9 protein-coding genes are annotated in these 12,236 nt (G+C 64.7%); 5 read left to right on the top strand and 4 right to left on the bottom strand.

Features of this window, described 5'->3' with window-relative positions:
• Window positions 1–86: 86 nt before the first annotated feature.
• Entirely contained in the window at window positions 87–1,313 is a 1,227-nt protein-coding gene (locus AAFN88_RS13080; RefSeq protein WP_347520755.1) for a threonine ammonia-lyase, read from the bottom strand.
• 56 nt (window positions 1,314–1,369) lie between these two features.
• Window positions 1,370–3,748, bottom strand: coding sequence for a penicillin acylase family protein (locus AAFN88_RS13085; protein WP_347520756.1), 2,379 nt, complete (start codon window positions 3,746–3,748; stop codon window positions 1,370–1,372).
• Window positions 3,749–3,939: 191 nt separating this feature from the next.
• Between AAFN88_RS13085 and AAFN88_RS13090 the strand changes: the two genes are divergently transcribed.
• Window positions 3,940–4,881 (top strand): cation diffusion facilitator family transporter, encoded by a 942-nt coding sequence (locus AAFN88_RS13090; RefSeq protein WP_347520757.1) that lies wholly within the window; start codon window positions 3,940–3,942, stop codon window positions 4,879–4,881.
• A 127-nt stretch (window positions 4,882–5,008) separates the two neighbouring features.
• Window positions 5,009–6,865: an ATP-dependent zinc metalloprotease FtsH gene (ftsH, locus tag AAFN88_RS13095; RefSeq protein WP_347520758.1), complete on the top strand. Its 1,857-nt coding sequence runs from the start codon at window positions 5,009–5,011 to the stop codon at window positions 6,863–6,865.
• An 11-nt stretch (window positions 6,866–6,876) separates the two neighbouring features.
• Here ftsH and AAFN88_RS13100 read toward each other — a convergent pair whose 3' ends face one another.
• Entirely contained in the window at window positions 6,877–8,400 is a 1,524-nt protein-coding gene (locus tag AAFN88_RS13100; protein WP_347520759.1) for a malonyl-CoA synthase, read from the bottom strand.
• Between the two features lie 26 nt (window positions 8,401–8,426).
• Window positions 8,427–9,107, bottom strand: a complete 681-nt coding sequence (locus AAFN88_RS13105; protein WP_347520760.1) for a GntR family transcriptional regulator — start codon at window positions 9,105–9,107, stop codon at window positions 8,427–8,429.
• Window positions 9,108–9,282: 175 nt separating this feature from the next.
• Between AAFN88_RS13105 and dctP the strand changes: the two genes are divergently transcribed.
• The 3 genes from dctP to AAFN88_RS13120 all read left to right on the top strand — a co-directional run bounded on the left by dctP (window position 9,283) and on the right by AAFN88_RS13120 (window position 12,235).
• On the top strand, window positions 9,283–10,290 hold the full coding sequence (gene dctP, locus AAFN88_RS13110) for a TRAP transporter substrate-binding protein DctP (RefSeq protein WP_347520761.1): 1,008 nt from the start codon (window positions 9,283–9,285) through the stop codon (window positions 10,288–10,290).
• A 101-nt stretch (window positions 10,291–10,391) separates the two neighbouring features.
• On the top strand, window positions 10,392–10,910 hold the full coding sequence (locus tag AAFN88_RS13115; protein WP_347520762.1) for a TRAP transporter small permease: 519 nt from the start codon (window positions 10,392–10,394) through the stop codon (window positions 10,908–10,910).
• Window positions 10,907–12,235: a TRAP transporter large permease gene (locus tag AAFN88_RS13120; protein WP_347520763.1), complete on the top strand. Its 1,329-nt coding sequence runs from the start codon at window positions 10,907–10,909 to the stop codon at window positions 12,233–12,235. Before AAFN88_RS13115 ends, AAFN88_RS13120 begins: the two co-directional genes overlap by 4 nt.
• Window position 12,236 lies beyond the last annotated feature (1 nt).

Below are 12,236 nucleotides of genomic sequence, written 5' to 3' on the forward strand. Positions count from 1 at the left end.
CTCCAGAATTCCGCGGCTGTCTGCTATCCCCTAAGGGATCGCGCAGGTTGGCGCAACGGTTGATGGTCGCGACTTGGCGAGGGGCACTAGGCGCCGTCCGCCGAATGGGACGAAAGGATGCGGGTCGGGAAGCCGTTTTCCTCCAGGCTGACGATGATCTCTTTGACGTGCTCGGAGTTGCGCGTTTCCAGGACAACGTCGATGTCGGCGCGTTTCGCCGGCACGTCGTAGAAGAGCCTCTGATGGTAGACCTCGATAATATTGGCGCTGCTTCGTCCGATAATGTCGGCGATGAGGGCCAGCGTCCCCGGCTGGTCGACGATGCCGATGCGCAGGCGCACCATGCGCCCGTCGCGGACCAGGCCGCGGGTCAGGACACCGGAAAGCAGGCGCACGTCGATGTTGCCGCCGCAGATCACCGTGACGACCTTGCGGCCCGCATAGCGCTCCGGGTCATTCAGGATTGCGGCCACGCCCGCCGCGCCGGCGCCCTCGGCGACGATCTTCTGCTCTTCGACCAGGCGATGGATCGCGATCTCGATCATGGTCTCCGGGACGATGGCGATGTCTTCGACCAGCCGCGATATGATCTCCTGGGTCAGTTTCCCGGGATTCTTGACCGCAATGCCGTCGGCCAGGCTGCTGCCGCCCGGCAGTTCGCTGCGGCCCTTGAGGGCGTTGGCCATGGAGGGATAGAGCTCGGTCTCGACGCCGACCATCCTTACGTTGGGGTTAGCCTCTTTCACCGCGATCGAGATGCCGGAGATGATGCCGCCACCGCCGATCGGCACGACGATGGTGTCGACCTCCGGCAGGTCTTCCATGATTTCCAGCCCGATGGTTCCCTGGCCCGCAATGACATCGGGGTCGTCGTAGGGATGAACGAAGGTCAGGCCTTCTTCCTCGGCGATGCGGCGGGCGGCCTGGGCGGAGGCGTCCAGGGTATCGCCGGTCAATACCACGCGCGCCCCGAAAGCGCGGGTGCGTTCGACCTTGGAGAAAGGGGCGAATTTGGGCATGACGATGGTCGCCGGGATTCCCAGCCGCTGGGCGTGGTAAGCCACCCCCTGGGCATGATTGCCCGCCGACATGGCGATGACGCCCCGCTGGGCTTCCTCGGCGCTCAGGTTGGATAGGCGCACGAAAGCTCCGCGATCTTTGAACGATCCGGTGCGCTGTAGGTTCTCGAGCTTCAGGTAGAGCTCGCAACCCAGGACTTCGGATATGCGGGCCGCGGGCACCAAGGGGGTGCGGATGACCTGCCCTTTGAGGGTCTCTGCGGCCGTGCGGATGTCGTCGATCGTCGTGGTCAATGGCCTGTTCCCCGGGGTACGGTGCCTTGCGGTGGCGCCTGAATTACAATGTTTGGCTATTTTTGTGCCGGCAGCAAGCTAAGCTGTCTTGCCAGCGCCCAGGTTTCCGGAGCCAGCGACACGGTCAATCCGTCGCGCCAGCGCGGGGCCAGGTTGCCGTAGGTCCCGGAGAGCGGGTTACCCGACTGGCCGGTGGCGATCATGAAGCGCGAGCGCTCGAGGTCGCTCAAGTCGTAGACCGCGCGGAACCCGGGGCCGTGGACGTTCTCGAACAGATGCTCGGCACTGCCGCCCAGGCGAGGCGAGGCGCGGTTGACCGTGTCGTTACCGCCGTCGGTTTCTACGTCGTAGCTGAAATAGGGACCGACCAGCGGAAGGCGGCTGAGGACGGGGTGGGCGAAGCGCGCCACGTGGGCATCGCCCCAGCGCCAGGTATGCATTTCGCCGCCGAAGCGCTCCTCCAGAAGATCAAGAGCGTCTTCCAGGGATTTCTGGATCTGGGCGTCGCAGTTTTCGATCTCGTCGCTGCCGGTGGTATCGCACCACTGGCTGTCCTCGGCGAGTATGCGCTCCAGGGTATAGGTGCCGCCATCGAGGTACTCGAGGTAGTTGGGGCCGAGGTCATCTTCCAGGATAGCTTTCCCCAGAGCCCAGACCCAGGCCTGCAGGATCAGCGGCTCGGGGGCGCTGCGATGCATCTGCCGGTCCCAGGAGTGCAGCAGGGCGGTCGCCTGGCGGCCGCGCACGCTGATCGGGGTTACCTTGAGCAGGCGGGGCAGGATGGAACCGGCGGCGGTAGCGGCGATGTCCTGCTGCAGCACGACCGAATCCGTAACGCCGTGATTGCCTGCGGCGCCGGAGAGTGCCGCGCCTATGCGCGCCGCGCGGTAGGGAGGCGGCCAGTCGACGGCGATGAGGTGCGGGAAGCTGTCGGGCACGATCTTGTTGTTGGCGTTGACGATAATGCCGCTACGCGGATTGTCTTGCGATGGCAGCTCCTCAAAAGGCACGAAACCAATCCAATCGAACTCACCGCTCCATCCGGGCACCGGATGCTGGCCGTTGCCCGCGCGGCGGACCGGTACGCGGGCCGGTGCGAGGAAGCCGATGTTGCCGGCGGTGTCCGCGAAGACGACGTTCTGCTGCGGCGCGTGGAACTGCCTGAGGGACTCGCGGAACTGGGCCCAATCCTGGGCATGGTTCATGCCGTAGAGTGCGTCGGGAGTACGGTCGTCAGGGCGCAGCGCCGGCCAGGCAAGGGAAAGCACGGCGCCGGACTCGCTGGAGCCTTCCGGGATGACGTCGCTCATCACCGGGCCGTGGCGGGTTTCCCGAACCGCCAGGGTGACGGACTCGCCGCCCGTGAGGCGGATGAACTCGTCACGCACCTTGAAGTCTTCGGCGCCCTCCGGGGTCAGGTATTGTCCGGGATCGTCCGGCGAGATGCGCTCGATGAAGAAATCCTGCGTGTCGCTGTGGGTGGTGGTAAGGCCCCAGGCGACATGGTCGTTGTGACCCAGCAAGACGAAGGGGACGCCGGGTGCGGTGGCGCCGGCCAGGGTAATACCCGGTGCTTCCAGGCGGGCCAGGAACCAGACGCCGGGCGCTTCCAGCGGCAGGTGCGGGTCGTTGGCCAAGATCGGACTGCCGCTGGCGCTGCGCGCGCCGCTCACGGCCCAGACGTTCGAAGCACCGGTCGGCGCCAGGGAAGGGGGCAGCAGGCCGGCCAACTGCCGGGCGACGGTGTCGTCGACAAGATCGGAAAGCTGAGCGACGGTGACCGGCGCGTCACCGGGATAGGCCGGCCAGAGCTGGGCGATCTGCTCCGGAGTGAAGCGGCCCGCCAGGCGGGCGCGGCTTAGTTCGTCCCGCCAGTTCTCCGACAGCCGCAGGGCCATGATGCGGCCCCACAGCAGGGAATCAATCGGGCTCCACGGTTCGGGTTCGTAGCCGAGCACCTGGAACTCCAGGGGCAGCGGGCCCGAGCGGCCTTGCAGGTAGGCATTCACGCCTTCGGCATAGCTTTCCAGGGCGGCGAGGGTTTCGGGCGCCAGATGCGACAGATTGGCCTCGGCGAGCTGGCGGAAGCCGAGGGTGCGGAAGAAGCGGTCGTGCACCAGGGTCGCCTTGCCCATGACCTCGGAGAGGCGGCCCGAGCCGACGCGGCGCGTGAAATCCATCTGCCACAGACGCTCCTGGGCGTGGACGAAGCCCAAGGCGCGGTAGAGGTCGAACTCGGTTTCCGCCTGGATGCGGACCAGGCCGTCGGCATTGCGGGAGATCTTCACCGGCCCGTCGAGGATCGCCAGCGGGATGTCTCCCTCGGTCTGCGGCAGGGAGCCGCGCAGCCACAGATAGCCGCCGACGGCTAACAGCAGGGCGAGCGCGGCCAAGCCGCCCAGCCCGAACAGAAGGGTGCGCCGAATCGTTTTCATATCCTCTTATACCGCCTTTGCCTGATTTCATCCGCGACTCCTTTGTCAGGGTCGGGTCCGGGAGAATGCCGGTGAAAATCTTGATAGATCATTTCCCCGGCGCGGGCGGCCTCAGGTATGGTCGCCGGCGGCTGGGACTCCCGGTGCGAGGAGTGAGCGATTCGGCAGGAGAACCTCTGGGGGAGGGGGAGATGGCGCAGCACAGCTCGAAAAAAGTGATCTTCGCGGCCTTGGCGGGCAATGCCATGATCGCCGTGACCAAGTTTGCCGCCGCCGCCTTTACCGGCAGTTCCGCCATGTTCTCCGAGGGCATTCATTCAACCGTCGATACCGGCAACCAGGCCCTGCTCCTGTATGGACTGAAGCGCGCCTCGCGTCCGGCCGACGAGCGCCACCCTTTCGGCTATGGGTCGGAGATCTACTTTTGGGCCTTCGTGGTCGCCATCCTGATTTTCGCGGTCGGCGCCGGCGTCTCGTTCTATGAGGGAGTCCATAAACTGCAGGACCCCCATCCGGTTTCCGACGCCTATGTGAATTACATTGTCCTGGCATTCGCGATGGTCTTCGAGGGGGCGGCGTGGTGGGTGGCTTATCGGGCGTTCAAACAAGGCAAGGGAAAGCTCGGTTACCTGAAGGCGATTCAGGCCAGCAAAGACCCTTCCATCTTTACGGTATTGCTGGAAGACTCCGCCGCAATGGCGGGTCTGGTGGTGGCTTTCGTTGGGATTCTCCTGGCGCAGATCCTAGGCATTCCAGAACTGGATGGCGCCGCTTCCATGGTTATCGGCGTTATCCTGGCGATGGCGGCCGTTCTGCTCGCCTATGAGACCAAGGGGCTGCTGATCGGCGAAGGGGCACAGCCGGCGCTGGTGCGGCAGTTGCGCGGCATCGTCCAGGATCATGACGCGGTCTTCCATATCAATGAGCTGCTCACTCTGCACCAAGGACCCCAGGATCTCTTGGTGACGGTCAGCGTCGACTTCCACCCCCACTTGAGTGCCGACGAGGTGGAGGCGGCGATTGCCGATCTGGAGCTCAGCATGAAGCGGGCGGACGGAGTGGTCAGGCGCGTCTTCGTCGAAGCCCAGTCGTGGCGGGCCCACCGGGCCGCGGTGAGGCACGCCGACATCTAGGTCCGGCACGGCCTTGCGCCGGATCTCGCCGCCTTGACGTGAATCATTCCCCTGCCGCCCCCGGGCGGTTATGCGTTAGAATAGGCCTAAAGTCGGACATTTTCTGCCTTTTGCTTCGGAGAACCTGTTGAAAGATTTCGCGAAGTGGTGGCCCATCCTTCTTATCGGGGTGGTGTTCCTCGCCTTGATGTTCAGCATCCGCGATGTGGCGCCGCCGCAGCCCCATCGCACCGTTCTGGCCTACAGCGAATTCAAGCAGCTGCTGCGGGATCGCCGAATCAGCGATGTCCGCCTGTCCGAGGATCTGGCCGAGGCGACGGTGCGGCCCGCCGGCGGCGATTTGGGGGCCGATCAGGACGAGTACATCGAGGTCAATCTGCCGGGCATCGATGATCCTGAGCTGATGCCGCTCATCGAGTCATCCGGCGCGGTGGTGTCTGCGGCCCCGAAGAAGGAGGAGGGCGGCAGTTGGTTCTACAGCCTGCTGCCCTGGCTGATATTTCTCGGTATCTACTTCTGGTTTTGGAATCGGATGCAGAGCAATCTCGCCGGCCGTTTCGGCGGGCGCGACCCTTCCGAGTTCTTGGCCGGTTCGGCCGGCAAGGAGGTGAAGCGCAAGAAGCGGGTGACCTTTGCGGACGTCGCCGGGCAGGAAGGGGCTAAGCGCGAGGTCGCGGAGCTGGTGGATTTCCTTCGGGACCCTGAACGCTACCAGCGCTTGGGGGCGGAGCCGCCGCGCGGCGTGTTGCTGATGGGCCCGCCGGGAACCGGCAAGACGCTCCTGGCGCGCGCATTGGCCGGCGAGGCCGACGTCAATTTCTATCACACCTCCGCCTCCGAGTTCATCGAGATGTTCGTCGGCGTCGGCGCTTCGCGCGTCAGAAAGATGTTCGAGGAAGCCAAGAAGCGCGCGCCCAGCATCATATTCGTCGACGAGTTGGATGCCGTCGGCCGGGTGCGGGGCACCGGACTGGGCGGCGGCAATGACGAGCGCGAGCAGACGCTGAACCAGATCCTCGCCGAGATGGACGGCTTCAGCGGCCACGAGGCGGTCATCGTCCTGGCGGCGACCAACCGTCCCGACGTGCTCGACCCCGCCTTGCTGCGTCCGGGGCGTTTCGACCGCCACGTGACGTTGGAACTGCCCGACCGCGAGGCGCGCGAGGCGATCCTGAAGGTCCACACGAAAAACATGCCGCTGGCACCGGACGTCGATCTTGCGACCATCGCCAGCGCCACCCCCGGCTTCTCGGGGGCCGACCTGAAGAACCTGGTGAACGAAGCGGCTATGGCCGCGGCGCGCGCCGGCCAGTCCTCCATCACGATGCACGACTTCGAGGACATGCGCGACAAGGTCATGATGGGAACCGTGCGCAGCCTGGCGATCCGCCCGGAGGAGAAACACCGCTTGGCGGTGCACGAGGCCGGCCATACGGTGGTGGCCCATTTCCTGCCGAAGGCGGACCCGATCTACAAGGTGACCATCATTCCCCGCGGCCGCGCGCTGGGTGGCACCCACATGTTGCCGGAGGAGGAGCGCCACACCCTGCCGGAGGATTACCTGAAGGACCGCCTTGCGGTCATGCTGGGCGGTCGAACGGCGGAGAAGGTGCTGCTGGGCAACGTCAGCTCCGGCGCCGACGACGATATCAAGAACGCGACCCAGACGGCGCGGGCCATGGTATCGCGCTGGGGCATGTCCGAGGAGATCGGGCCGGTCGACCTGCGCCAGAGCGAAGACCACCCCTTTCTGGGCCGTGAAATCGCCCAGCCGCGCCGTTTCAGCGAGACCACGGCGCATGACGTTGACGCCGCCGTGTCCCAACTGCTGCGGGAGGCCGAGGCGCGGGCAGAAGAGATCATCACCGCGAACGGCGTGGGCATGAAGAGCCTGGTCCAGCGGCTGGAGGAGCGTGAGACGCTCAGCGCCGGCGAAATCGAGGCCTGCCTTGGGGCGGTGAAGGCGCGGGGCTCAGCGGCTTAGCGTGATCTCGCCTAGGCGGCCGAACTGAAGCTGGCCTTGAAGCGGTCGCGCAGGGCGTTCTTCTGGACCTTGCCCATGGTGTTGCGCGGCAGTTCGTCGACGAAGAAGACCTTCTTGGGAACCTTGAAGTTCGCCAACTCCGCCTTGGCGGTTTCCTGGATCGCCTCGGCGGTGACGTCCGGTCCGCCGCTCTGCCGCTTCACCACCGCGACCACCGCCTCGCCGAAGTCCGGGTGCGGCAAGCCGATAACGGCCGACTCGTCGACCCCGTCGATGCCGTCGATACAGAGCTCCACTTCCTTGGGATAGACGTTGAAGCCGCCGGAGATAATCAGGTCCTTGGAGCGTCCGACGATCTGCACGTAGCCGCGTGCGTCGATCGTTGCCAGGTCGCCGGTGATGAAGAAGCCATCGGGGCGGAACTCCTCGGCGGTCTTTTCCGGGTTGCGCCAGTAGCCCTTGAAGACGTTGGGGCCTTTGACTTCCAGGACGCCGACCTCGCCCTGGGGCAGGGGTTTTCCTTCCTCGTCGGCGATGCGGGCCGCGACGCCCGGCAGGGGATGACCGACAGTGCCGGCGATGCGCTCCCCGTCCAGCGGATTGGAGGTGCTCATCGTGGTCTCTGTCATGCCGTAGCGTTCGAGAATTCGGTGGCCGGTGCGGGCCTCGAACTCCTGGAAGGTGTCGGCCAGCAGAGGCGCGGAACCGGAGACGAATAGGCGGATGCCGGCGCAGGCCGCCTCGGTCAGGCGCGGGCTGGCCAGCAGCCGCGTATAGAAGGTCGGCACGCCCATCATTGCGGTCGCGCGGGGCAGCAGGTCGATCACCGTATCCGCGTCGAAGCGGTTCAGGAACAGCATGCGCGCGCCGCTCAGCAGCACGCAGTGAGTGGCGACGAAAAGACCGTGGGTATGGAAGATCGGCAGCGCGTGGATCAGCACGTCGTCCGAGGTAAAGCCCCAGTAGTCGCGCAGCGTCAAGGTGTTGCTGCCCAGGTTGTCGTGGCTCAGCATCGCTCCCTTGGAGCGTCCGGTGGTGCCGCTGGTATAGAGGATCGCGGCCAGGTCGTCGGCGTCCCGCGCCACCACGCCGACGTCCGGGTCCAGAGCGCGGCTGCGCTCGATCAGGCTGCCGGCGCCGTCGCCGCCGAGGGTCAGCACCACCTCGGTGCCGGCCTGCTTGGCCGTCTCGGTCAGGAGGGCTTCGGCCTGCGGGTCGCAGACCAGCACGCGCGGCTCCGCGTCGCCCAGGAAGTAAGCGACCTCACCACCCTTGTAGGCCGTGTTGAGGGGCAGGTAGACCCCGCCGCAGCGCAGCACAGCCAGATAGAGCAGCAGCGCTTCCGGCGACTTCTCGATCTGTGCGGCCACGCGGTCGCCGGGCTGGACGCCGCAGTCCATCAGCAGCCGCGCGATGCGCCCCGAGCCGGCTTCGAAGTCCTCGTAGCTCATGGTCCGCCCCTCGGGCGTCTCCAGGACGGTCTGGCTGCGGTCGGCGGGGAAATTCTCGGTCAGGAGTGTGTAGAGATTTGTCATGATCGTCTTCTGCCGCCCGGTTCTGCCTAGGCGGTCATCGCATGGACGTAGGACTCCGGCAGGGCGGAGATGAGATCGGTAAAGACGTCACCCTGAATGGTGACGTGATGGGACATGGCTTTTGCCGCGGCCTCGGCGTTGCCGTCCAGAATGGCGTCGACCACCGCACGGTGCTCCTTCCAGGACTTCATGGTCCGCCCCGGATGGTGAAGCTGAAAGCGGCGGTAGGGCTGCAGGCGGTTGCGCATGTTGCGCGTGGTCTCTTCCAGGTAGGCGTTGTGGGTGCCTGCGTAGATCACTTCGTGGAAGCGCCGGTTGGCGTCGTAGTAGGCATGGGCTTCGCCCTTCTCGGCGAACTCCCTGCAGTCCTCGTGGACCGTGAGCAATTGGTCGCGCTCTTCCGCGGACATGCGCCGCGCTGCCAATTTGGCGCAGAAGGATTCCAGTTCGGCCATCACCTCGAACATGTGCAGAAGCTGCGTGACGGTGACGGTGGCGACCACCGCGCCCTGGCGTGGCCGCAGCACAACCAGATCGGCCGCCGCCAGCTCGCGAAGAGCCTCACGCACCGGAGTTCGCGAGACGCCGAAGTGCTGCGCCAGCTTGCTTTCATCCAGACGTGAGCCCGGTGGGCGCTGGCCGCAGAGGATTTCATCCTCAAGGCGGTCCCGCAGGTCTCGGGCAAGCGGTGCGGGTTTGGGTTTCATGGGCGGGAGTATATCCGCATGCAAAAGAATCGAGCAAGCATGCACTTCCGGAATTTTTGTATACAAGACTGGACAGCTTACGTGGCCAAGGCTAGAGTTTTTGATCAGAATAACTGGCAAGTGCGGCGCCAAGCCGCCGTCTGCCGAGGAACAAGCAACCGGGAGGAACCGAGTGATGTCCAAGACACTGCGTAGATTCATGTCAGCGACCGCCATGGTCGCGTCTTTTGCCGTGGCCGGCTCGGCCATGGCGGCGGACCTGACGTTGAAAGCCTCGCACCAATGGCCGGGCGGCAAGGGCGATGCGCGCGACGAGATGGTGCAGATCATCGCCAAGGAAATCGCCAAGGCCGATGTGGGCCTGGAGGTTCAGGTCTATCCTGGCGCCTCGCTGTTCAAGCCCAAGGAGCAGTGGAACGCGATGGTCAAAGGCCAATTGGATATCTCGGCCTTCCCGCTGGACTATGCCAGCGGTCGCCACCCGCAGTTCAGCGCCACGCTGATGCCTGGTCTGGTGAAGAATCACGAGCATGCCCTGCGGCTCAACACCTCGCCTTTCATGGACGACATCAAGAAAATCATCAATGACGCCGGAGTCGTCGTCCTTTCCGACGCTTGGCTGGCCGGAGGCTTCGCCTCGACCAAGAGCTGCATTCTCGGTCCCGATACCATGAAGGGGCAGGTGACCCGCGCGGCCGGACCGGCCTTCGAGCAGATGCTGGCGGGCGCCGGTGCTTCGATCGCTTCTATGCCGTCGTCGGAGATCTATACCGCGATGCAGACCGGCGTTCTGGATGCCGCCAACACCAGCTCGGGCAGCTTCGTCTCCTATCGTATCTACGAACAGGTCAAGTGCCTGACCGAGCCGGGCGACCATGCCCTGTGGTTCATGTACGAGCCGATCCTCATGTCCAAGCGCAGCTGGGACAAGCTGAACGAAGCACAGCAGAAGGCTCTTCTGGCCGCCGGCAAGAAGGCCGAGGAGTACATGACCGAGCAGGCCAAGGGCCTCGACCAGAAACTGGTCGACGTCTACAAGAAGAACGGTGTCGAGGTCGTCAAGATGTCTGCCGAGGACGCGGCGGCCTGGCGTGAGATCGCCAAGCAGACCTCCTACAAGAACTTCTCCGATAAGGTTCCCGGTGGTGACGCGCTGATCGAAAAGGCGCTGGCCGTCGAGTAAGCCCGGTTCGTTTCGAAGCAGGGCGCCGGGGGGCGAAGGCTGCCGGCGCCCTTGCTCTGTGAGAGGCGCGTTCTGCTGATTCTCAACCTGTCGAGGCCGTTTTGGATATCTTCGTTTCAACCGTCCGCCGGCTTTCGCAGCTCTGCGGAATCGTCGCGGCCCTGACCTTGGCCGCCGCCGTTCTCGTGGTCTGCCAGATGGTCGTTCTGCGCTATTTTCTCAACGAGTCTACGGTATGGCAGACCGAGTTCACGACCTACAGTATTGTCGGTGCCACGCTGATCGGCAGCCCCTATGTGCTGCTGCGCCGCGGTCACGTGAACGTCGACCTTCTACCGATCTACCTGTCCCATCGCGCGCGCATGGTGCTGGCTTACCTGGCTTCTTTTATGGCTTTGGCGTTTTGCGCCGTTCTGACCTACAGCGGCGCGGAACTGTGGCTCGATGCCTGGCGCGGCGGCTGGACGACGGATTCGATATGGCGGTTGCCGCTGTGGATCGCCTACGCACCGATCCCCGTCGGCATCGGTTTGCTGTGCCTGCAGTACGTGGCCGACCTTCTCTGCCTGGCGACCGGGCGGGAGATGCCCTTTGGGCTGGAGCCGGGGGAGCAGCCATGAGCCCTCTGGAAATCGGCGTCATCATCGGCGTTGTCACCATCCTGGTGCTGGCGTCGGGGATTCCCATCGCCTTCGGTCTGGGCCTCGTGTCGGTCGGGTTCCTCATCATCTTCGACGGTTGGGGCAGTCTCGGCATCGTCGCCGATACTTTCTTCGCGGGCATCGGGGAGTTCGCCCTGGTGTCGATTCCCATGTTCGTCCTGATGGGGGCCGCCGTGGCCTCCTCGCCGGCGGGCAAGGATCTCTACGAGGCGCTCGAGCGCTGGCTCTATCGGGTGCCCGGCGGCCTCATCATCTCCAATCTCGGCGCCTGCTCCATCTTCGCGGCGCTTTCCGGTTCCTCTCCGGCCACCTGCGCGGCGATCGGTAAGATGGGTATTCCGGAGATGCGCCAGCGCGGCTACCCGGACGGCCTGGCCACCGGCGCCATCGCCGCCGGCGGTACCCTTGGCATCCTGATCCCGCCGTCGGTGACCATGATCGTCTACGGCATTTCCACCGAGACTTCGATCGGGCGGCTGTTCATCGCCGGGCTGCTGCCCGGACTGATGCTCACCGTGCTCTTCATGGCCTGGTCGCTCTACGCGGCCTGGCGCGGTGGCTACCGTTTCAGCCTCAGCGAGGCCGGCTACTCCCTGCGGCAGAAGCTGGTTGTGCTGCCGCGCGTGCTGCCTTTCCTGTTGATCATCGCCGGCGTGCTCTACGTGCTCTACGGCGGCATCGCCACGCCCTCCGAGGCGGCGGGCGTCGGGGCGTTGTTCTGCGTGCTGCTGGTGGTGGTGATCTACGGGCTTTTCCTGCGCTCCTGGTCGCTGCTGCGGATCTGGGATATCCTCGGCGACTCCATGCGCGAGTCGGTGATGATCCTGATGATCATCGGCGCGTCTGCCCTGTTCAGCTACACGCTCTCCAGCCTCTTCGTCACCCAGTCGATCGCCGAGTGGATCGCCGGCCTGGACGTCAACCGCTGGGTCCTGATGGCGATGATCAACGTGTTCTTGTTGGTCTGCGGCTTCTTCCTGCCGCCGGTGGCGGTCATCCTGATGACGGCGCCCATTCTGCTGCCCATCGTGACCTCGGCGGGTTTCGACCCCTACTGGTTTGCGGTGATTCTCACGATCAATATGGAAATTGGATTGATCACGCCGCCGGTGGGGCTAAATCTTTACGTAATCAATGGTATAGCACCGGATGTGTCTTTGCCGACGATCCTCAAGGGCGCCTTGCCCTTCATGCTGGCCATGGCCCTGGGAATTGTTCTCTTGTGCGTTTTCCCGGAGATCGCCACTTGGCTGCCGGACGTGATCATGGGGCCCGGGATTTAGA

The sequence above is a fragment of the Pelagibius sp. CAU 1746 genome, assembly GCF_039839785.1.
In the GTDB taxonomy this organism is placed as follows: domain Bacteria; phylum Pseudomonadota; class Alphaproteobacteria; order Kiloniellales; family Kiloniellaceae; genus Pelagibius.